The organism is Streptomyces sp. NPDC098789 (genome assembly GCF_044759975.1).
Lineage (GTDB): Bacteria > Actinomycetota > Actinomycetes > Streptomycetales > Streptomycetaceae > Streptomyces.
The window spans coordinates 1-19,625 of sequence record NZ_JBIWAJ010000018.1 but is presented as its reverse complement, the minus strand read 5'-3'; the positions used below and the strand labels follow the sequence as shown (position 1 = coordinate 19,625).

Genomic DNA, 19,625 nt, shown 5'->3' with positions numbered 1-19,625 from the left:
CTCCACGCGCGTTTCTAGTGGTTGACCGCCACCGGGGCGACGTCGCTCTTGTCGACGCCTGATCCGACGCCTGGTCCGGCGCCTGATCCTGACCCGGAGCCGCCGTTCTGGCGCCCGGCGTCGATCAGGGTGAAGGCGACGACCGCGGCCGTGACGAGGATGCCGACCGCCCACCAGATGGCGGCGGCGTAACCGTGCACGGCCGCCGCGTCGGCCAGCGCGACCCGGTCCGCGGGGGAACGGGCGTGCTCGGCCAGCCAGTTCGTGGTGGCACCGGCCGCGATGGTGTTCAGCAGGGCCGTGCCGATGGAGCCGCCGACCTGCTGGGACGTACTGACCATGGCGGAGGCCACGCCGGCGTCCTGCGGTCGCACGCTGCGGGTGGCCAGGCTCATCGCGGGCATGAAGGCCGTGCCCATGCCGAGGCCGAGGAGCACCTGCGCCGGCAGGATCAGGGCGGCGTACGAACTGTCCACCTCGATCCGGGTCAGCAGCGCGATGCCGAGGGCGGAGGTCAGGAAGCCCGGCCCCATGAGCAGCCGTGGCGGCAGGCGGGTCATCAGCCGGGTGCCGATCTGCGTCGACCCGATCACCATGCCGACGATCATGGGCAGGAAGGCGAATCCGGTGAGGACGGGCGAGTAGTGCTTCACGACCTGGAGGTAGTAGGTCAGGAAGAGGAAGAGCCCGAACATGCCGATGACGGCCAGCCCCAGGGACAGGTAGATGCCGCCCCGATTGCGTTCGGTCACCACCCGCAGCGGCAGCAGCGGGACCCGGACCTTGCGCTCGACCAGGACGAATGCGCCAAGCAGGAGCAGGGACGCGACGAGGAGCGCGAGGGTGACGGGGGCGGTCCAACCGTCCGACTCGGCGCGGGTGAACCCGTACACCAGGGACAGCAGGCCGAGGGTGGCCAGGGCGACGCCGGGGAGGTCCAGGCGGGCGCCTGTGCGGGCGCCCGTCGGCTCGCGCACGACGGTGACGGCGCCGAAGACGGCCAGGGCGGCGAAGGGGATGTTGACGAAGAGCGCCCAACGCCAGTTCAGGTACTCGGTGAGCACACCACCGAGGATCAGGCCGACGGCTCCGCCGGCGCCGGAGATCGCGCCGTAGATCCCGAAGGCCTTCGCCCGTTCCTTGGGTTCGGTGAAGGTGATCGCGAGCAGTGAGAGCGCGGCCGGGGCGAGCAGCGCGCCGAAGACGCCCTGGAGGGCGCGCGCACCGAGCAGCATCCCGGGGCCGGTCGCGAGGCCGCCCAGCGCGGAGGCTCCCGCGAAGCCGAGCAGGCCGATGATGAAGGCGCGCCGGCGACCAGTGAGGTCGGCGATGCGGCCGCCGAAGAGCAACAGGCTGCCGAAGGCCAGCGAGTAGGCGGTGATCACCCACTGCCGGTCGCCGTCGGAGATGCCGAGGTCGTGCTGGGCCGAGGGCAGGGCGATGTTCACGACGGTCGTGTCGAGCACGACCATCAACTGCGCCATGCCGATGAATAACAGCGCCTTCCAACGCTGCGGGTCCGACTGCGGGTCCGACTGCGGGTCTGACGGGGCGGGTGCGTGCATGACGCCTCTCGGTGGGCCGGGCGGCCGGGGTGGACGGGGGTGGCTCAGGGCGCCGGGTTCAGCGAGGGGAGCAGGGTGGGCAGCAGCTCGGCGAGTACGTCGACGGCGGCGCCCAGCGCCTCGTCACTACCCGGTCCGCCGGTGGCGGTCCGGGCGAGGATGCCCTCGCGGGAAGCGAGCAGGAAGGTGGCCAGGCTCTGCGCGCCGGCACTCGTGCCGCTGCGCTCCAGGAGGGCCGCGAGGGCCCCGGTGACGGCCCGGTCGTGCTCGTGGAGCCGCGCGCTCAGCTCCGGACTGCGGGCCGCGTCGAGCCGGAACTCCAGGAAGAGCAGGATCCAGCCCCGCTCGTCGGGGCCGACCGCCAGGAGCAGCTCCCCGATCCGCCGGGCCGCTCCCGGAGCGGGCTCGGTCAGCAGGTCCTCCAACTGGTCCAGCCGGTGCGCGGAATGACGGTCGAACAGGGCGAGGACGAGGTCCTGCTTGCTCTCGAAGCTGGAGTAGAAGGCGCCCCGGGTGTAACCGGCCGCCGCGCACACGTCCTCGATGGTGGTCTTCGCGTACCCCCGCTCGACCAGCACCTGAGCGGCGGCGTCCAACAGCCGCGCTCGGGTGTGGACGCGCCGGCGGGGCGGCCGGGCGGGATCGCTGGAAGCAGTCTTGGAGGGAGCCACGCGGGAACGATACATCACGTACTTAATACACGGTGTATCGAATGTTTCTGACGGTGCGACGGCCGACCTATCATGCGGTGATCATCACGGCACGGGGGGCGGGGGACGCGTGAGCGCGTACGCGGGCGGACAGGGCCAGGGGCAGAGACAGAGACAGGGGCAGGGCAACGGCGGCGGACCCGTTGGCGGGCGGCGGCGGGGGTGCGTCGGCTTCCTGCTGTTGCCGTTCCACCTCGCGGGGCGGGTCCACCGGCCCACCCGACCCGACCGGCTCGTGGACCCTGCCATCGAACGGGCCCAGATCGCCCGTTCGCTCATCGGGCTGTTCGCCACGTTCTGGCTGCTCTACTCCTACCCGGTCAAGGACTCGGCCAAGGGCCTGCTGGAGGAGCGGCTGGTCGAACTGATCATCAGCGCCGGCCTGTTGCTGGTGCTCGCCCCGCTCATGATCGGTGCGTTCGTGTTCTCCGCGCGGCCGCCCGGCCCGGCCTTCTACCGGCGCAGGCTGCGCGGGCCGCTGATCTCGCTGGGCGTACTCCTCGCCAGCGCCCTGGTGTTCTGGGCCGGAGTGCTCCAACAGGGGCTGGTGAACACGATGTTCGGGGCCAGTGCGCTCGGCATGCTGCTGGCCCCGATCCTCGGGTTCCTCGCGCTCTTCTCCGTCCCCTTCACCCTCGCGTCGGCCGCGCTCGCCGTGCACCACGCCTTCCGCACGGCCGACGTCCACGAGGTGCTGCCGCCGCTGATCTCACCCGTCCTGGTGTGGGGGCTGGCCGTCGTGCAGGTCTTCGACGACGGGCCCGTCGACGCCCCGATCCCGGTCCGGATCCTGTTCCTGCTCGGGCCGCCGCTGTCGGTGACCGCCCTGTCCGGCTGGGAGTTGCGCCGCCTGCGGGTGCGGTACGGGATCACCCTGCGCGTCGCCCTGGGGCGGACCGCGCCCGGGCTCAGCTCGCGGACGCGCCCCGCCGGACGAGGCTGAAGACCGCGCCCTCCGGGTCCGCGACCAGCGCGAGCCGGCCGAGCGGGGCGTCGTGCGGTGCGTCGAGCACCCGGCCGCCCAGCTCCACGACCCGCGCCACGGCCGCGTCGGGGTCGGCGACCTCGAAGAAGGTCATCCAGTGCGCGCCGCGCTCGTGGGGCAGCGCGCGGCCGACGCCGTGCACCGAGGCGACCGGGCGTCCGTGCAGGTGCAGGGTCAGGCGGTCGAGGTCGGGTTCGTCCGCGGCCTCGCCGTCGTGACCGAAGACCGTCTCGTAGAACTTGCCGACGGTCAGCGTCTCCTGGGTGATCAGCTCGTTCCACATCGGCGTACCGGGGCCGCCGGCGGTCCCCGCGCCCATGTGGCCCTCGGCCTGCCAGATGCCGAAGATCGCGCCCGCCGGGTCCGAGCAGATCGCGACCCGGCCGGCGGCGCCCGCGTCGAGCGGCCCGACCGCGACCGTGCCGCCGCAGGCGCGGATGGCCTCCGCCGTCGCGTCGGCGTCGTCCGTGGCGAGGTACGTCGTCCAGGCCACCGGGAGCTGGCGGTCCGGCGGCATCTCGCCCATGCCCGCCACCTCGTGGCCGTCCAGCAGCGCCCGGACGTACGGTCCGAGTTGCGCCGGGCCCGGGGCGTACTCCCAGCCGAACAGCTCGGCGTAGAAGTCCTCGGTGGTTCCGAGGCTGTGCACCATCAGGCTCACCCAGCACGGTGTGCCGGGAGTGCGCCGCGTCGCTCCCGCTGCCTCGGTCATGTCAGGTTTCTCCTCCGTCGTACCGCGCCCCGTGTCGGGGCTGATGTTTCCACCCGCGGCACGCTCGCGCGCCCCGACCGGGCCGCTTTTCCGGGTGCTGCGACAGAGATGACCGAAACACCACGGCCCGTCGATGTCCGGCTTGTTACGTGGGCCGACCGGGTGGGGGGAGGATGGCCCGCATGACTGTGAAGCCCGTGAACTCCGCGATCCTCTCCGCGTCCGCGTTGATGGCCGAACTGGCGGGGGGCCGGCCACCGGTCCTCCTCGACGTGCGGTGGCAGCTCGGTGGCCCCCGGCTGCGCGACGCCTACGCGTCCGGGCACCTGCCCGGTGCGGTGTACGTCGATCTCGATCAAGAACTCGCAGGTCCCGCGGGGTCGGGTGGTCGGCACCCGCTCCCGGATCCGGAGGCCTTCGGAGCGGTGATGCGGCGGGCCGGGGTCTCGGCCGGGACGCCGGTGGTCGTGTACGACGGGGGTCAGGGCTGGGCCGCCGCCCGTGCGTGGTGGCTGTTGCGCTGGACGGGTCACGGGGACGTCCGGGTCCTGGACGGGGGACTGGGCGCGTGGACGGCGGCCGGGGGTGCGGTGACGGCCGAGGAGTCGGCGCCGGTTGAGGGTGATTTCAAGCCAAACCCGGGTGCGGAGGGCGGGCCGGGGCTGCTGGACGCCGACGGGGCGGCGGCGCTGGCCAGGGCCGGAGTGCTGCTGGACGCGCGGGCGGGGGAGCGCTACCGGGGTGACGTCGAGCCGATCGACCGGGTCGGGGGGCACATTCCGGGGGCGCTGTCGGCGCCGACCTCGGAGAACGTGGGGGCGGACGGGCTGTTCCTGGCCCCGGACGCGCTGCGGGCGCGGTTCGCGGGGTTGGGCGCGGCCGAGGAGGGGGTGGCGGTCGGCGTGTACTGCGGGTCGGGGGTGTCCGGGGCGCACGAGGTGCTGGCGCTGGAGGTGGCGGGGATCGGGGCCGCGCTGTACGCGGGCAGCTGGTCGCAGTGGTCCGCGGACCCCGCCCGCCCGGTGGCCACGGGCCCGACCCCGCAGTGACCCCCCGCCGGGTCCCGGCGGGGCTCGGCGGGGGTGCCCCGGCTGCGCCGCGAGCGCCGTCGGGGCCCGGCGAGCGCGCCCCGGCTGTGCGTCGGGGTGCGGGCCTGGCCGGCCGCCGCCCTGCCTCCGGCGGCGCCTCAAACGCCGGCGGGGCTTGAATGGGCGCGCCCCGGCTGCGCGGCAGCCTGCCTGCGGCGGGGCTTGAGTGGGTGTGTCCGGGCTGTGCGCCGGGGTGCCTCCGGCGGCGCCTCAAACGCCGGCGGGGCTTGAATGGGCACGCCCGCTGTGCGTCGGCCTACCCCTGGCGGGGCTTGATTCGGTGCGCCCCGGCCGTGTGGCGAATGGGGGCGGGGCTTGGTGGGCGTGGCCTCATCGTGGTGGGGTTCGGAGGGGTCGGGGTCCGAGGGGATCCCGGCCCATCGAGCCTCGCCGGCGTTTGAGGCGCCGCCGGAGGCCCGGTGAGCCGCGGGCGGCCGAGTGGCGGGGCGCTGGGCCCGGACGGTCTGTCGGGGCCCAGCGAGCCTCGCCGGTGTTTGGGGCGGGGGCTACTCCTGCTTCTTGCGGCGGGTGCCGAAGACGATCTCGTCCCAGCTCGGGACGGCGGCGCGACGGCCGGGTCGGACGCCGTCGGCCTCGGCCTGGCGGTCCGTCGTGCCCGTCAACCGGTCCCGGTGCCCCGCCACGGTCCGCGGCATCAGGACGTCCGCGTACGCGGCCCCCGCACCCGTGCTCGCCGAAGCGGCGGGCGGCTGCTCCGTCACCGGCTCGTCCGGCTCCGGCGGTTCGACGGCGGATGGACGCTCCGGCACGACCAGGTCGCCCCGGAAGCTCGGCACCGCCTCCAACAGGCTGGTGAGCGAGTCCCGCTCCTCCTCCGGCTCCGGCGGGGGCGGCGGCGCCGGCCGCTCCAGCTGCCGGTCCAGGGCGCGGTCCAGCGGCCGGTCCCGCGGCAGCCGCGCGATCCTCGGCACGAAGGGGAAGCTCGGCTCCGGCGTCGCCGGCAGGTCGTCCGACTCGCCGATCAGCGAGCGGGCCTCGTCGTCCACGGCCACGACCAGGCGGCGCGGAGGATCGTAGGTCCAGCTCGCGGAGTGCGGTTCGGCCGCCACCCGGTAGACCAGCAGGACCTCCCAGGTGCCGTCGTCGCGGCGCCAGGAGTCCCACTGGACGGATTCCTTGTCGGCCCCGCGCAGCGTCAGCCGCTCCTGCACGGCCTCGCCGAGCTGGGGTCCGGTGTTCGTGTTCTCGCCGGGACGTCGCACGGAGGTCTTCCGGGCCCGCTCGGCCATGAACGCGCGCTCCGCGAGCACGGGGCCCTCGAAGCGGCGTACCCGGTCGACGGGGATGCCCGCGAGTTGAGCGACCTCCTCCGCGGAGGCACCGGCTCGTATCCGGGCCTGGATGTCGCGGGGGCGGAGGTGGCTCTCCACCTCGATCTCGATCTGGTTCAGGCGCGCGCGGTCGTTGCGCACGGCTGCCCGCAGCCGCTCATCGATCGGAAGGGTGTACTCCGTGCTGTCCGCAGCTTTGAGCACCAGTCGTGTGCCGTCATTGGAGACGGCCACGACACGCAGTTCGGGCATGGGGACCTCCCGGGTGGTGCCTGCCGACGTCACGTGCGTCGCTGCTTCCGCTAGTCGAGTGTGGCCTGCCCGGGTGCAGCCTGCCACAACCTTGCCGAGTTCATCCGGCGTGTCGGGCATGCGCCCTTGATCGCCGTTATGGCACGGTTACCTGTTGGCCACACACAGTGACCGGTCAGTCACTCTGCGCATCAGGAATCCGTGAGATTCCGTGGCATTGCCGGTTTCGAGCGCCGATTCTGCACCTGTCGGCCCCCTCTCCCGAGTCCGGACATCCGAAAGGAAGGACGGCCCCAGGGCTCGCCACAGTACTCCATTCGGGCCATGCGGGTGGACCGCCGCGCCGCCGAACTTGTCCAGGGCGGGGGGAGTTGAAAGGCCGTACTTCCGTACGTGCCTGGACCTCCGCCCGGTTTCAGGTGTCTTGCTTCACAGAATCACCAGAAATGGAACTATCCGTTTCGCTCGGGTGTCAGTAACTGCTGGAAGCACTGAAACGGACGGGGTCCGGGCACGCAGAGGATGGGGATGGGTCACAAGACGACGCAGGGCATGGAGACGCTGGAGTCGATCGGGGGTGTGGAGCCGCCGGAGAAGAAGAAGCTGGATCTGAGTGCGGCTCAGGTGGCGGGTTCCTCCCTGGCCACCGTCGCGGCCGCGCTCCTCGCGTCGAAGCTCGGCGTGTACGGGACGATCCTGGGCGCGGGCGTGGTCAGCGTGGTCGCCACCGCGGGCGGCCCGGTGATCGGCCATCTCTTCCGGCGCACCGGCGACCAGTTGCGCGAGACCACCCGGCCCCGGGCGCGGCAGGTGCCCGTCCTGGACGGGGACGCCTACGGCGGGGCGGGCGACGGGCGCGGTCCCGGACCCGTGGGCGGAGCGGTCGGTGACGGCGACGCCACCACCGTGATGCCCGCGGCCGGGCCGGGCGGGGTGCCCACCACCGTGATGCCGGCCGTCGGGCCGGGCGGGGTGCCCACGACCGTCATGCCCGCCGTCGGGCCGGGCGGGGTGCCCACCACCGTCATGCCCGCCATCGGACCGGGGGCCCCGCCGGACGAGGAGTTCACCGGGGGGACCGTCCACGGCACCCGGGTCCGTGGCTGGAAGCGCACGGCGGTCGCCGCGGGCACCGCCTTCGCCATCTCGCTGGGCGGCATCGCGGCGTACGAGGCGCTCTCCGGCAACTCGGTCTCCGACCGGCCCCTGTACACCGCGGTGACCAGCGGCTCCGGGGGCGGCGACAAGAAGCAGGACGCGCCCGCGGCCCCGGACGGGCAGCGCAGCCCGGGTGCCGGGGAGCGCCGGCACGACGAGGGCCCCGGGGCCGGGAGTTCGCCGAGCCCGTCCCGGTCCCACGGGGGCCAGGGCCCCAGCCCCGAACCGAGCCCCTCGCACTCCTCCGGCCCGTCGCCGAGCCCCGACCCCTCGCGGTCCAAGGACCCGACGCCGACGCCGACGCCCTCCAAGTCCACGCCGAGCCCGGAGAAGTCCACGCCGCGGGGCGGCGCGGACGGGGCGAACCCCTCCTGACCCCGGGTCAGTCGCCCAGTACGCGCCGCAGGTAGTCGTTGGCGAACACCCGCTCCGGGTCCAGTCGGTCCCGGAGCACGGTGAACTCCCCGAAGCGCGGGTAGACCCGCGAGAAGTACTCCGCGTCCCGCGTGTGCACCTTGCCCCAGTGCGGACGCCCGCCGTGCGCCGTGAAGATCTGCTCGGCGGCGGTGAAGTAGGCGTGGTAGGGCGTGCCCTTGTACATGTGCACCGCGATGTACGCGCTGTCGCGGCCCGAGGCGGTCGACAGGGTGATGTCGTCCGCCGGGGCCGTGCGCACCTCCACCGGGAAGCTGATCCGCAGACCCGAGCGGTCGACCATCGCCTTCAGCTCCCGCAGCGCCTCCACGACGCGCTCGCGCGGAAGGGCGTACTCCATCTCGACGAAGCGCACCCGGCGGGGGCTCGTGTACACCTTGTACGGGATGTCCGTGTAGGTGCGCGCCGACAGGGCGCGGCTGGCGATCCGGGCGATGCCGGGGATCGCCGCGGGGACCGCGCGGCCCAGGGAGTTGACGGCCTGGAAGATCCCGTTGGAGAGCAACTCGTCCTCGACCCAGGCGCTGACCGCGCCGGGCGGGGCGGCGGGGCCCTGGCTGCGGTTGTTGCGCTTGGTGTTGCAGTTGCCGGTGTGCGGGAACCAGTAGAACTCGAAGTGCTCGTTCTCCGCGAAGTGCTGCTCGAACTCGGAGGTCACCCGGTCGAAGGGCATCGGCTCCTCGCGGGCCGTCAGGAAGAACAGCGGCTCCACGGCGAAGGTGAGCGAGGTGAGGACGCCCAGCGCGCCGATGCCGAGCCGGGCGGCCGCGAATATCTCCGGATTCTCCTTCTCCGAGCAGGTCAGCAGGCGGCCGTCCGCCGTGACCAGCTCCAGCGCGCGGATCTGCGCGGAGAGCGAGGCGGAGTCCCGGCCGGTGCCGTGGGTGCCGGTGCTGGTCGCCCCGGAGACGGTCTGCTCCATGATGTCGCCCATGTTGGTGAGCGAGAGGCCCTCCCGCGCCAGGGCGAGGTTGAGGTCCTTGAGGGCCGTGCCGGCCGCCACCGTGACCGTCCCGGCGGCCCGGTCGATCTCCCGGATCCCGGTCAGGGCCTGCGGGCGGATCAGGACGCCGTCGGTGGCGGCGGCCGAGGTGAAGGAGTGGCCGGTGCCGACCGCCTTCACCCGCAGCCCGTCCGAGGCGGCCCGGCGGACCGCCTCCTGGAGCTCCCCGACCGAGGTCGGGGTCACGACACGGGCGGGTGTCGCGCGGACGTTGCCCGCCCAGTTACGCCACGCTGCGGTCGGTGCCGTGCTGTTGCCCGGTCCGCTCCTGCCTGCTGCCCGCGCCGTCGGTGTGTCCGCCATCGCTAGAGGGCTCCTCCCCTTGCGCCGGCCTCGTCAGCCGGCGGTAACCCGCGAACGCCACCGCCGCCGCGGCGCCCCCCGCCGCGATGGAGACGACGTAGCCGCTGCGCGCCCCGGAGGCGTCGATGACCCAGCCGGCCACGGAGGAGCCGACCGCGACACCGACCGCGAGTCCGGTGCTGATCCAGGTCATCCCCTCGGTCAGCTTCGCGCGCGGTACGTGCGCCTCGATCAGGGCCATCGTGGTGATCATCGTGGGAGCGATGGCGAGACCCGAAACGAAGAGCGCCACGGCCAGAAACGGAAGGTTCCCGGCCAGTAGGAGGGGGATCATACTCACGGCCATCGCACAAATGCCCAGCACCCACCTGCGTTCGGCCTTGCCCTTGAGGTGCAGCAGGCCGAAGGTGATGCCCGCGAGGCAGGAACCGAGCGCCCAGACGGCCAGGATCACGCTGGCGAGGGGCTTGTGCCCCCGCTCGTCCGCGAAGGCCAGGGTGGCCACGTCGATCGAACCGAAGATCGCCCCCGTCGCGACGAAGGTGCCCATCAGCACCTGGAGCCCGGGGGAGCGCAGGGCGGAGGTCCGGTCGGTGTGCTCGTCGTGCGGGTGCGGCTCGGGCTCGGTGGCGCGCTGCGCCGTCAGCCACCACACGCCCACCAGCAGGCAGACCGCGGCGAGCAGCGGGCCCGCCTCCGGGAACCAGGTGGTGGACAGGCCGATGGCGATGATCGGGCCGAAGATGAAGCAGATCTCGTCGACCACGGACTCGAAGGAGTACGCGGTGTGCAGGCTCGGGGTGTCCCGGTAGATCACCGTCCAGCGCGCGCGGATCATCGAACCCACGCTCGGCACGCAGCCCGCGAGGGCGGAGAAGACGAAGAGGGTCCAGTCCGGCCAGCCGTTCGCCGCGGCCAGCAGCAGCCCGGTCACGGCGACGACCGCGAAGAGGGTGGCGGGGCGCAGCACCCGGCGCTGGCCGTGCCGGTCGACCAGTTTGGAGACCTGGGGTCCGACCGCGGCGGCGGAGAGGGCGAGGGTGCCGGTGAGCGCGCTGGCGAGCCCGTACCGCCCGGTGATCTCGGAGATCATCGTGAGGATGCCGACGCCCACCATGGACAGCGGCATCCTGCCTATGAAGCCGGCAGCGCTGAACCCCTTGCTGCCGGGGGCGGCGAAGAGCGCGCGGTAGGGACTGGGCAAGGGGCCCTCCGTAAGGGACGTCGCTGGCCCATACAGGTTACGACCGTTGGTGCGGTACCCGCAGGGGGAATCAAAAGGGACAACTTAGGCTGACCTTAGCCGCGGGGCGCGGCGGGGCCGACGGGCGAGGTCGTTTCCCGGGCGCCGAGGGCGGGTGGCAGGATTCGAGGCATGTCAGACCAGCACCCCGCCGCCGCCCGCCCCACCGGTACCGGGCCCGCGCCCGCCGGCCCCGCCGCGCCCTACGACGCCCTGCTGCTGCTGTCCTTCGGTGGCCCGGAGGGCCCGGACGACGTGGTGCCCTTCCTGGAGAACGTCACCCGCGGACGCGGCATCCCGCGCGAGCGGCTGAAGGAGGTCGGCAAGCACTACTTCGGCTTCGGCGGGGTCAGCCCGATCAACGGGCAGAACCGCGAGCTGCTCGACGCGCTGCGCAAGGACTTCGCCGAGCACGGCCTGGACCTGCCGGTCTACTGGGGCAACCGGAACTGGGCGCCGTACCTGGATGACGTGATGCGTGAGATCGCCGTCGACGGGCGCCGCCGCGTCGCGGTGCTCGCCACCAGCGCTTACGCCTCGTACTCCGGGTGCCGGCAGTACCGCGAGAACCTCGCCGACGCGCTCGCCAAGGTCGAAGCGGAGGGCCTGGAGCGGCCCCGGGTGGACAAGCTGCGGCACTACTTCAACCACCCGGGCTTCGTGCAGCCCATGATCGACGGGGTGCTCGCCGCGCTGGAGTCGCTGCCGCCGCAGTCCCGCGCGGGCGCCCACCTGGCCTTCACCACCCACTCCATCCCGGACTCCGCCGCCGATGCCTCGGGCCCGGTCGCGGACCACACGCAGGACGGCGAGGGCGGCGCGTACGTCAAGCAGCACCTGGACGTCGCCCGCGTGATCGCGGACGCGGTACGGGCCGGGACCGGGGTCGAGCGGCCCTGGCAGCTCGTCTACCAGTCGCGCAGCGGCGCCCCGCACACGCCCTGGCTGGAACCGGACATCTGCGACCACCTGGAGGCCCTCCACGGGGCCGGCGCCCCGGCGGTGGTGATGGTGCCCATCGGCTTCGTCTCCGACCACATGGAGGTCCTGTACGACCTCGACACGGAGGCCACCGCCAAGGCGGCGGAGCTGGGACTCCCGGTGGCCCGGTCGGCCACCGTGGGCGCCGATCCGCGCTTCGCGGCCGCCGTGCGCGAGCTGGTGCTGGAGCGGGCGGCCGGGGAGCGGGGCGAGCCGGTGGAGCGCTGCGCGCTCGGACTGCTCGGACCGAGCCACGACCTGTGCGCGGTGGGCTGCTGCCCGGCGCGCGCGCCCAGGCCCGCGGCCGCGGGCGCCGACAGTCCGTACGCGGACGCGTGAGGAGCCCGATGTGAGCGACCCCCTGCTCGACCTCGACGAACTGCTGGAGCTGGCCCTGGAGGCCGCGCGGCGCGCCGGCGCGCTCCTCAAGGACGGCCGCCCGGCCGACCTGGCGGTGGCCGCGACCAAGTCCAGCCCGATCGACGTCGTCACCGAGATGGACATCGCGGCGGAGAAGCTGATCACCGGGCTCCTCGCGGAGCGCCGGCCCGCGGACGGGATCCTCGGCGAGGAGGGCGCGGACACGCCCGGCACCAGTGGGGTCCGGTGGGTCGTGGACCCGCTGGACGGGACCGTGAACTATCTCTACGGCCTGCCCAGCTGGGGGGTCTCGATCGCCGCCGAGTACCGGGGCGAGACGGTCGTGGGCGTGGTGGCGGCCCCGATGCGGGGCGAGACCTACCACGCGGTGCGCGGCGGCGGGGCCTGGACGGGCGGCGCCCGACTGTCGTGCCGGCCGGCAGCACCGCTGGACCAGGCCCTGGTGGCGACCGGGTTCGCGTACGTCCAGACGCGGCGCGCGCACCAGGCGGAGGTGGCCCGGCAGATCGTGCCGCTGGTCCGGGACATCCGGCGGGCCGGGTCGGCGGCGCTGGACCTCTGCGACGTCGCCGCGGGGCGGCTCGACGCCTACTACGAGCGCGGGCTGAACCCCTGGGACCTGGCGGCGGGGGACCTGATCGCCCGCGAGGCGGGGGCCCTGACGGGCGGCCGCCCGGGGCAGCCGGCCTCCGGGGAGCTCGCCGTGGCCGGATCGCCGGCCGTGTTCGCCTCGCTCCAGCCGCTGCTCGACGCGGCGGGGGCGTGGCACGACTGAACCGTGCCGACCGGACCGCGCCGACCGAACGCCGCCGACCGGACCCTGCCGGCTGAACCGTGCCCGCCGAACGCCGTCCGGCCCCGGCGCGGAGCGCGCCGGGGCCGGACGGGACGGTCGGAGGGGGTGCGGGTCGGGGGCCGGTGGGTCGGTCAGGCGGCGGAGGCGGAGACCTGTACCTGCACGCCGTGTTCGGCGGCGAGGCGCTGGAGGTCTTCCAGCTCGGCCTGCTCGACCTCCGCGAGGAAGTCGTCGCCCGCCTCGCGGGCCTGCCTGAGGTCCGTCTGCGTGCTCCTGATGCGCTGCAGGAGACCCGCGGTGAATGCGTCCATGGGATACGCCCCTTCTTCGTGGGTCGGCGGCGGCGAGCACGAGGCGCGCCACTGGCATGGAGTGATCGGGGTGTGCTGACGTCCTCCCCGGCACCCTGGGCGCAGAAACCTCGTCAGGCCGGGGAATCCCCGGCGATCCCCCGCCGGAGCGGCTCAGGGGCGCCTTACAGCCGGTTTACGGCTGAAAGGGGCAGGATGGACGACGCAATACACGTGTGCCCTGAAGGGCTCGGAGGAAGGAAACGACGTGCGCGTACTCGTCGTCGAGGACGAGCAGCTGCTCGCCGATGCGGTGGCCACCGGACTGCGCCGCGAGGCCATGGCGGTGGACGTCGTGTACGACGGCGCGGCCGCCCTCGAGCGCGTCGGTGTGAACGACTACGACGTCGTGGTGCTGGACCGGGACCTCCCGCTCGTGCACGGCGACGACGTCTGCCGCAAGATCGTCGAGCTGGGCATGCCCACCCGCGTGCTCATGCTGACCGCCTCGGGCGATGTCAGCGACCGGGTCGAGGGTCTGGAACTGGGCGCCGACGACTACCTGCCCAAGCCGTTCGCGTTCGCGGAGCTGACCGCCCGGGTGCGCGCGCTGGGTCGGCGTACGACCGTCGCGCTGCCGCCCGTCCTGGAGCGGGCCGGCATCAAGCTGGACCCGAACCGGCGCGAGGTGTTCCGCGACGGCAAGGAGGTGCAGCTGGCGCCGAAGGAGTTCGCGGTGCTGGAGGTCCTGATGCGCAGCGAGGGCACCGTGGTGTCCGCGGAGCAGCTGCTGGAGAAGGCCTGGGACGAGAACACCGACCCCTTCACCAACGTCGTGCGGGTGACCGTCATGACGCTGCGCCGCAAGCTCGGCGAGCCGCCCGTCATCGTGACCGTGCCGGGCTCCGGATACCGGATCTGATGAGGATGGCCTCGTCTCCGGCGCCGCCATCGGCGCCACCGAAACCGACCTGGGACCCCGGCCAGCCCGAGGGTCCCTTCCCTTGGCTCAGGCCGACGATCCGCATACGCCTCACGCTGCTCTACGGCGGCATGTTCCTGATCGCGGGCATCCTGCTGCTGTCGATCATCTACCTGCTGGCCGCCCAGGCCCTGCGGGAGGGCAACGGCCTCCCCTTCAAGATCGTGGGCGGGACGAAGGTCGAGGTCTCCAGCAGCACATGTCCCGGCGTGCAGTCGATCGAGCAGTCGCTCGACCGCTTCAACCAGGTGATCACCGAGTGCGTCAACGTCCAGCGCAAGCACGCGCTGGACGACCTGCTCAGCCGTTCGCTGATGGCCCTGCTGGGCCTCAGCATCATCGCGTTCGCCTTCGGCTACGCGATGGCCGGCCGGGTGCTGTCGCCGCTCGGCAAGATCACCCGGACCGCGCGGCGCGTGGTCGGCTCGGACCTGACCCGGCGGATCGAGCTCGACGGGCCCGACGACGAGCTGAAGGAGCTGGCCGACACCTTCGACGAGATGCTCGACCGGTTGGAGCGGGCGTTCACCGCCCAGCAACGCTTCGTCGCCAACGCCTCGCACGAGCTGAGGACCCCGCTCGCGATCAACCGGACCCTGCTGGAGGTGCACCTCTCCGACCCGGGAGCGCCGGTGGAGCTCCAACAGCTCGGCCGGACGCTGCTGGCCACCAACGAGCGCAGCGAGCAGCTCGTGGAGGGCCTGCTGCTGCTCGCCCGCAGCGACAACCAGATCATCGAGCGCAAGCCGGTGGACCTCGCGGAGGTCGCTTCCCGGGCCCTGGACCAGGCGCGCGTCGAGGCGGCGGGCAAGGGCGTGGAGATCCGCGGCGAGCGCGCGCTGGCGGTCGTACAGGGCAACGGCGTGCTCCTGGAGCGGATCGCCCTCAACCTGGTGCAGAACGCGGTCCGCTACAACGTGCCGGAGGGCGGCTGGGTCGAGGTCACCACCGAGGTGCAGCACGGCCAGGCGGTGCTCCTGGTTTCGAACACGGGTCCCGTGGTTCCCGCGTACGAGATCGACAACCTCTTCGAGCCGTTCCGGCGGCTGCGCACCGAGCGCACGGGCAGCGACAAGGGGGTCGGACTCGGCCTTTCCATCGCGCGCTCGGTCGCCCGGGCGCACGGCGGCCGCATCCACGCGGAGCCGCGCGAGGGCGGTGGCCTCGTGATGCGTGTCACTTTGCCGATCTGAGACTTCATGCCCATGTTCGCTCTTGGCTGAATGAAAGAGCGGCCACGGGGGTGGATTCTGTGTGATCGATCACAGTGCCGAGTGGGGGTCCTTGTACGTTCGGTGACCCCTGGGGCGGCCGGAAAGCCCGGGAAGTCCGGGTTTCCGGCCCCCCTGATGGCGGGAAATACACGGGGTGGCGCTTGTGCACGGCGACCCCCGGACCGTGTACGGTCCCGGTCGTCATCCCAGCTGAACGCCGCCCATGGCGAGCAGCTGGGTGTCGATTGAGTAACAGACCTTGATGTGAGGCAAAATCTCCGCCTCAGGTCGGGCACAAGTCCGGCCTCTCGCGCGTTACGTGCGCTGAGACACCGCTAAATCCCAGAGGGGGAGAGCGAAAAATGGCAACGGACTACGACACCCCACGCAAGACGGACGACGACGTCGACAACGACAGCATCGAAGAGCTGAAGGCTCGTCGTAACGAGAAGTCGTCCTCGACCGTCGACGTCGACGACTTCGACGCCGCGGAGGGCATGGAGCTCCCCGGTGCGGACCTCTCCAACGAGGAGCTGGCCGTCCGGGTCCTGCCCAAGCAGGCCGACGAGTTCACCTGCACCAACTGCTTCCTGGTGCACCACCGCAGCCAGCTGGCGCGGGAGAAGAACGGCCAGCCGATCTGTCGCGACTGCGACTAGGAGCGTCGGCCGTGACGGGCTCGACGCCTTTTCGCAGGCTCCGCCTGCGAAAACAGCATGATGATCCGGTGGAAACGCACGAGGGAGCCACGGACCCGGCAACGGGTCCCGAAGCGCCCGGCGTGCCCGCCTTGCCCTCCGGGGCCGGAGGACTTGAGCCCTCGGCCACGGAGGCTGCCGAAGAGCCGCGGCGAGCCGCCACGGCCCGTCGGCTGCGCGCCGTCAAGGACGGGGTGCGCAAGGGCGGTGAGGGAGTCAGGGCCGCGGCCCTCTTCATCACCGACCGGATCATCGAGAACGCCCCGCGCGTTCCGGTGCGGGACCTCGCGACACTGCGCGCGCAGTTCCCGGACCTGGGTCCCGATCAGCTTGCCGACAAGCTGATCGCGGGCGCCGCCAACGCCAGCTCGACCGTCGGCGCGGGGATCGGTGCGGCGGCGATGCTGCCCGTGCCGCCCGCCATGCCGGCGGAACTGGCCGCGGAGATCACCGGAGTCGCGGCGATCGAGTTCAAACTGATCGCCGAGCTCCACGAGGTCTACGGCCTGCGGCCGCCCGGCACGCTGAAGGAGCGCAGCCTCGGCTACCTCACGGCGTGGACGGAGGAGCGGGGCGTGGACCTCTCCCGGCCCACCACGCTCAATGCCGCCCTCGGCGGTCAGATGAAGCGCGAGCTGCGCCAGCAGATCATGAAGCGGATGGTGCGGAACCTGCCGAACCTCATGCCCTTCATGGTCGGCGCGGCCGTCGGCGCGGTGATGAACCGCCGCGATACCCGCAAACTCGCCGAGAAGGTCCGCAGCGACCTGCGGAGCCGCGCCGTGCTCTGGAGCGCGCTCGCACAGTTGCCGCCCCTGGAGCAGCCCCTCCAGCCCCTTCCCGAGGCCACCAGGGCCGCCCTTGAGGGTCCCGGAGAACGGCCGCACGGCTGAGGCGCCCGGGGCCACCGGGATTCCTGTGCCGACCGAGGCGACCCGTCGGGTCGCGCCGGCCGGCCCCGCGAACTAGGAGCGGGCCGCGCGCAGGGCCGCCGCCAGTGCTTCCGGCTCCCGCGTCGAGACGTACACGTACGGCGTCGGGTCCGTGGGGTCGGTGACCTCCACGAGGACCGCCGTCGGCACGTAGCTGCGCATCAGCATGAAGGCGCGGGCATCGGCCTTGTGCGTCCGCCAGGCGAGCGCCTCCTCGGCGTCCAGCACCTCGGGTTCGCCCAGGGCCGAGACCGGGATCCGCGCGTCCCCGACGCTCAGCGCGCCGTTCACCACGCGGACGCGGGCGGACCCGTACGAGCTCACCCACGCCCCGGCCAGCGCCGTTCCGCCGACCAGCCCCGCCAACAGCGGCAGGGTGCCGAGCGGCAGCAACATCAGCGCGCACGACAGACCCAGCAATACGGAGATGGCCCACCAGGCGCGGGGGGCGGTCAGTCGTTCGTCGTGGTGCGCGGGGGAGAGCTGCATGCCTCCAAGCTTGGCACGGGGCGACCCGTGGCCGGTGGCGCGGGTAAGGTCTGCGCCTGTGAGTGGACGAAACACAGCGTTGACACCTCCCGCCGATGCCACGGCGCCGGTGCGGCACCCCGATGCCCCGCCGCCCGGCGAGCTCCTCGGCGCGCACTACGAGCACTGCTTCGGCTGTGGCGGAGGGCAGCCGCACGGGCTCCACCTGGAGGCCAGGGCCGGCGAGGGCGTGCGGGTCACCGCCGAGTTCACCGTCAAGCCCGCACACCAGGGCGCCCCGGGCCTGGCCCACGGCGGCGTGCTCGCCACGGCGCTCGACGAGACCCTCGGCTCCCTGAACTGGCTGCTGCGCGTGATCGCGGTGACCGGGCGGCTGGAGACCGACTTCGTGCGGCCCGTGCCCGTGGACACCGTGCTGTACCTGGAGGCCGAGGTCACGGCCGTCGCGGGACGGAAGATCTACTCCACGGCCGTCGGTCGGATAGGCGGCCCGCAGGGTCCGGTGGCGGTCCGTGCCGAGGCCCTGTTCATCGAGGTCAAGGTCGACCACTTCATCGACAACGGACGACCCGAGGAGATCCGGGCGGCGATGGCCGACCCGGACCAGGCCAAGCGCGCCCGCGCCTTCGAGGTGAACCCCTGATGTCCCAGAACTCCTTCGCGCCCGTCGACGTGCTGATCCGCCGCGTCGACCCCGAGGTGCCCCTGCCCGCCTACGGTCACCCCGGTGACGCGGGCTGCGACCTTGTGACCACGCAGGCCGCGGAACTGGCTCCCGGCGAGCGCGCGGTGCTGCCCACCGGCGTGTCCATCGCGCTGCCCGACGGCTACGCCGCCTTCGTGCACCCGCGCTCCGGGCTGGCCGCACGCTGCGGGCTCGCCCTCGTGAATGCCCCGGGGACGGTGGATGCCGGGTACCGTGGGGAAATCAAGGTGATCGTGGTCAATCTCGACCCGCGCGAGAGCGTACGGTTCGAGCGTTTCGACCGCATTGCCCAGCTGGTTGTCCAGCGGGTCGAGAGGGTGCGCTTCCACGAGGTGGCGGAACTTCCCGGCTCGGCGCGGGCCGAGGGGGGTTTCGGCTCCACCGGTGGTCATGCGGCCGTGGCCGGAACCGGCGCTGGTCAGCAGGGTGGGAATGGCTACGCTTCGGTCGTTACCGACCGGGAAGGACAGTGACGTGTTCGGACGTCGCAAGAAGAACGACTCCGTCAATGACGGGAGCGCGGCCGAGCAGGTCGACGGCATCGGGGCCGAGGGCCAGGACGTCGCCGACGACTCCGCCGCGAGCGCGCCGCGCAGGCTGAACCTGCCGCCGGCCCCGCGTCCGGACGGCCCCTGGGACGACTCCGAGGTCTCGGCTCCCGCCGAGGGCCGGGTCGACCTCGGCGGCATCCTCGTACCGGGTGTCGAGGGCATGGAACTGCGCGTCGAGGTCGCCGGGGACGCGATCGTCGCCGCGACCGTCGTGCTGCACGACAGCGCGGTGCAGCTGCAGGCCTTCGCGGCGCCCAAGAAGGAAGGCATCTGGGGCGAGGTCCGCGAGGAGATCGGCGCGGGCATCACGGCCCAGGGCGGCATCATCGACGAGGTCCAGGGCCCGCTGGGCTGGGAGCTGCGCGCGCAGGTCCCGGTTCCGCTGCCGGACGGCCAGACCGGCGCCCAGCTGGTCCGCTTCGTCGGCGTCGACGGTCCGCGCTGGTTCCTGCGCGGTGTGATTTCCGGCCAGGGCGCGGTGCGCCCCGAGGCCGCCGGGGTGCTGGAGCAGATCTTCCGCGACACCGTCGTGGTGCGCGGCGAGGGCCCGATGGCCCCGCGCGACCCGATCGTCCTGAAGCTGCCGAACGACGCCCAGATGGTGCCGGACGGCGTGCAGACGGAGGAGCAGGAGGGCTCGCGCTTCTCCGGTGGCATGGGCCAGCTGGAGCGCGGACCGGAGATCACCGAGGTCCGCTGAGCACCCGGCAGACGCGTTCACGGCCGTGGGGCGCCCCCCCGGGGGGGGGGGCCCCCCCCCCCGCCCCCGGCGGGCCGCCCCCCCCCCGGGGGCGGCCGGGGTGGCCGGCTGGGCGGGCAAATGCGCGGATTAAGGCGCCACCAGCCCGCACCAGAGCCC

General features: G+C 72.9%; 20 protein-coding genes. 12 read left to right on the top strand and 8 right to left on the bottom strand.

Annotation, left to right across the window (positions count from 1 at the left end):
• Nucleotides 1-14: 14 nt before the first annotated feature.
• Both ACIQWR_RS30660 and ACIQWR_RS30655 read right to left on the bottom strand, forming a co-directional pair.
• Nucleotides 15-1,565, bottom strand: coding sequence for an MFS transporter (locus tag ACIQWR_RS30660; RefSeq protein ID WP_404016158.1), 1,551 nt, complete (start codon nucleotides 1,563-1,565; stop codon nucleotides 15-17).
• Nucleotides 1,566-1,609: 44 nt separating this feature from the next.
• A complete protein-coding gene (locus ACIQWR_RS30655) occupies nucleotides 1,610-2,236 on the bottom strand; it encodes a TetR/AcrR family transcriptional regulator (RefSeq protein ID WP_404016155.1) in 627 nt (208 codons plus the stop codon).
• A gap of 109 nt (nucleotides 2,237-2,345) precedes the next feature.
• Here ACIQWR_RS30655 and ACIQWR_RS30650 point away from each other — a divergent pair, with 109 nt between their 5' ends.
• Nucleotides 2,346-3,218 (top strand): hypothetical protein, encoded by an 873-nt coding sequence (locus tag ACIQWR_RS30650; RefSeq protein WP_404016152.1) that lies wholly within the window; start codon nucleotides 2,346-2,348, stop codon nucleotides 3,216-3,218.
• Here ACIQWR_RS30650 and ACIQWR_RS30645 read toward each other — a convergent pair.
• Complete coding sequence (locus ACIQWR_RS30645; RefSeq protein WP_404016150.1) at nucleotides 3,184-3,972, bottom strand: VOC family protein; 789 nt, start codon at nucleotides 3,970-3,972, stop codon at nucleotides 3,184-3,186. The two genes, ACIQWR_RS30650 and ACIQWR_RS30645, sit on opposite strands and share 35 nt — an antisense overlap.
• Before the next feature lie 182 nt (nucleotides 3,973-4,154).
• Between ACIQWR_RS30645 and ACIQWR_RS30640 the strand changes: the two genes are divergently transcribed.
• Nucleotides 4,155-5,021, top strand: a complete 867-nt coding sequence (locus ACIQWR_RS30640; RefSeq protein WP_404016147.1) for a sulfurtransferase — start codon at nucleotides 4,155-4,157, stop codon at nucleotides 5,019-5,021.
• Between the two features lie 545 nt (nucleotides 5,022-5,566).
• Here the strand turns inward: ACIQWR_RS30640 and sepH are convergent.
• On the bottom strand, nucleotides 5,567-6,604 hold the full coding sequence (gene sepH / locus ACIQWR_RS30635) for a septation protein SepH (protein WP_399261727.1): 1,038 nt from the start codon (nucleotides 6,602-6,604) through the stop codon (nucleotides 5,567-5,569).
• A gap of 528 nt (nucleotides 6,605-7,132) precedes the next feature.
• Here sepH and ACIQWR_RS30630 point away from each other — a divergent pair.
• Nucleotides 7,133-8,137 (top strand): hypothetical protein, encoded by a 1,005-nt coding sequence (locus ACIQWR_RS30630; protein WP_404016145.1) that lies wholly within the window; start codon nucleotides 7,133-7,135, stop codon nucleotides 8,135-8,137.
• Nucleotides 8,138-8,144: 7 nt separating this feature from the next.
• On the opposite strand, the gene ACIQWR_RS30625 is transcribed toward ACIQWR_RS30630, so the two are convergent.
• Both ACIQWR_RS30625 and ACIQWR_RS30620 read right to left on the bottom strand, forming a co-directional pair.
• On the bottom strand, nucleotides 8,145-9,503 hold the full coding sequence (locus ACIQWR_RS30625; RefSeq protein ID WP_404016142.1) for a D-arabinono-1,4-lactone oxidase: 1,359 nt from the start codon (nucleotides 9,501-9,503) through the stop codon (nucleotides 8,145-8,147).
• Entirely contained in the window at nucleotides 9,424-10,707 is a 1,284-nt protein-coding gene (locus tag ACIQWR_RS30620) for an MFS transporter (protein WP_404016139.1), read from the bottom strand. The genes ACIQWR_RS30625 and ACIQWR_RS30620 overlap by 80 nt, the downstream gene beginning before the upstream one ends.
• Before the next feature lie 171 nt (nucleotides 10,708-10,878).
• Here ACIQWR_RS30620 and ACIQWR_RS30615 point away from each other — a divergent pair, with 171 nt between their 5' ends.
• Both ACIQWR_RS30615 and ACIQWR_RS30610 read left to right on the top strand, forming a co-directional pair.
• A complete protein-coding gene (locus tag ACIQWR_RS30615) occupies nucleotides 10,879-12,066 on the top strand; it encodes a ferrochelatase (RefSeq protein ID WP_404016136.1) in 1,188 nt (395 codons plus the stop codon).
• A gap of 10 nt (nucleotides 12,067-12,076) precedes the next feature.
• Entirely contained in the window at nucleotides 12,077-12,883 is an 807-nt protein-coding gene (locus ACIQWR_RS30610; protein WP_404016133.1) for an inositol monophosphatase family protein, read from the top strand.
• Between the two features lie 152 nt (nucleotides 12,884-13,035).
• Here ACIQWR_RS30610 and ACIQWR_RS30605 read toward each other — a convergent pair whose 3' ends face one another.
• Nucleotides 13,036-13,215, bottom strand: coding sequence for a hypothetical protein (locus tag ACIQWR_RS30605; protein ID WP_399261715.1), 180 nt, complete (start codon nucleotides 13,213-13,215; stop codon nucleotides 13,036-13,038).
• A gap of 247 nt (nucleotides 13,216-13,462) precedes the next feature.
• Between ACIQWR_RS30605 and ACIQWR_RS30600 the strand changes: the two genes are divergently transcribed.
• The 4 genes from ACIQWR_RS30600 to ACIQWR_RS30585 all read left to right on the top strand — a co-directional run bounded on the left by ACIQWR_RS30600 (nucleotide 13,463) and on the right by ACIQWR_RS30585 (nucleotide 16,981).
• Nucleotides 13,463-14,116, top strand: coding sequence for a response regulator transcription factor (locus ACIQWR_RS30600; protein WP_404016131.1), 654 nt, complete (start codon nucleotides 13,463-13,465; stop codon nucleotides 14,114-14,116).
• A 5-nt stretch (nucleotides 14,117-14,121) separates the two neighbouring features.
• Nucleotides 14,122-15,369 (top strand): sensor histidine kinase, encoded by a 1,248-nt coding sequence (locus tag ACIQWR_RS30595; protein WP_399261711.1) that lies wholly within the window; start codon nucleotides 14,122-14,124, stop codon nucleotides 15,367-15,369.
• A gap of 383 nt (nucleotides 15,370-15,752) precedes the next feature.
• The gene (locus ACIQWR_RS30590; protein ID WP_283449648.1) at nucleotides 15,753-16,049 is read left to right on the top strand and encodes a DUF4193 domain-containing protein; all 297 of its coding nucleotides are present in this window, start codon (nucleotides 15,753-15,755) and stop codon (nucleotides 16,047-16,049) included.
• A gap of 11 nt (nucleotides 16,050-16,060) precedes the next feature.
• On the top strand, nucleotides 16,061-16,981 hold the full coding sequence (locus ACIQWR_RS30585; RefSeq protein WP_404016128.1) for a hypothetical protein: 921 nt from the start codon (nucleotides 16,061-16,063) through the stop codon (nucleotides 16,979-16,981).
• A 72-nt stretch (nucleotides 16,982-17,053) separates the two neighbouring features.
• On the opposite strand, the gene ACIQWR_RS30580 is transcribed toward ACIQWR_RS30585, so the two are convergent.
• Nucleotides 17,054-17,509, bottom strand: coding sequence for a DUF3093 domain-containing protein (locus ACIQWR_RS30580; protein ID WP_404016125.1), 456 nt, complete (start codon nucleotides 17,507-17,509; stop codon nucleotides 17,054-17,056).
• Between the two features lie 58 nt (nucleotides 17,510-17,567).
• Between ACIQWR_RS30580 and ACIQWR_RS30575 the strand changes: the two genes are divergently transcribed.
• From ACIQWR_RS30575 to ACIQWR_RS30565, 3 genes are read left to right on the top strand one after another with little or no spacing between them, the layout of a single operon-like run.
• The gene (locus tag ACIQWR_RS30575; protein WP_404016122.1) at nucleotides 17,568-18,152 is read left to right on the top strand and encodes a PaaI family thioesterase; all 585 of its coding nucleotides are present in this window, start codon (nucleotides 17,568-17,570) and stop codon (nucleotides 18,150-18,152) included.
• Nucleotides 18,152-18,688: a dUTP diphosphatase gene (dut, locus tag ACIQWR_RS30570; protein WP_399261703.1), complete on the top strand. Its 537-nt coding sequence runs from the start codon at nucleotides 18,152-18,154 to the stop codon at nucleotides 18,686-18,688. The genes ACIQWR_RS30575 and dut overlap by 1 nt, the downstream gene beginning before the upstream one ends.
• A 1-nt stretch (nucleotide 18,689) precedes the next feature.
• The gene (locus ACIQWR_RS30565; protein WP_404016119.1) at nucleotides 18,690-19,466 is read left to right on the top strand and encodes a DUF3710 domain-containing protein; all 777 of its coding nucleotides are present in this window, start codon (nucleotides 18,690-18,692) and stop codon (nucleotides 19,464-19,466) included.
• The last annotated feature ends 159 nt before the right edge of the window (nucleotides 19,467-19,625 follow it).

Excerpts from the sequence above, each read along its gene's own strand:
- ACIQWR_RS30660 (WP_404016158.1), bottom strand. The coding sequence starts at position 1,565 with ATGCACGCACCCGCCCCGTCAGACCCGCAGTCGGACCCGCAGTCGGAC.
- ACIQWR_RS30645 (WP_404016150.1), bottom strand. The coding sequence starts at position 3,972 with ATGACCGAGGCAGCGGGAGCGACGCGGCGCACTCCCGGCACACCGTGC.
- ACIQWR_RS30640 (WP_404016147.1), top strand. The coding sequence starts at position 4,155 with ATGACTGTGAAGCCCGTGAACTCCGCGATCCTCTCCGCGTCCGCGTTG.
- sepH (WP_399261727.1), bottom strand. The coding sequence starts at position 6,604 with ATGCCCGAACTGCGTGTCGTGGCCGTCTCCAATGACGGCACACGACTG.
- ACIQWR_RS30630 (WP_404016145.1), top strand. The coding sequence starts at position 7,133 with ATGGGTCACAAGACGACGCAGGGCATGGAGACGCTGGAGTCGATCGGG.
- ACIQWR_RS30625 (WP_404016142.1), bottom strand. The coding sequence starts at position 9,503 with ATGGCGGACACACCGACGGCGCGGGCAGCAGGCAGGAGCGGACCGGGC.
- ACIQWR_RS30615 (WP_404016136.1), top strand. The coding sequence starts at position 10,879 with ATGTCAGACCAGCACCCCGCCGCCGCCCGCCCCACCGGTACCGGGCCC.
- ACIQWR_RS30605 (WP_399261715.1), bottom strand. The coding sequence starts at position 13,215 with ATGGACGCATTCACCGCGGGTCTCCTGCAGCGCATCAGGAGCACGCAG.
- ACIQWR_RS30595 (WP_399261711.1), top strand. The coding sequence starts at position 14,122 with ATGGCCTCGTCTCCGGCGCCGCCATCGGCGCCACCGAAACCGACCTGG.
- ACIQWR_RS30590 (WP_283449648.1), top strand. The coding sequence starts at position 15,753 with ATGGCAACGGACTACGACACCCCACGCAAGACGGACGACGACGTCGAC.
- ACIQWR_RS30580 (WP_404016125.1), bottom strand. The coding sequence starts at position 17,509 with ATGCAGCTCTCCCCCGCGCACCACGACGAACGACTGACCGCCCCCCGC.
- dut (WP_399261703.1), top strand. The coding sequence starts at position 18,152 with ATGTCCCAGAACTCCTTCGCGCCCGTCGACGTGCTGATCCGCCGCGTC.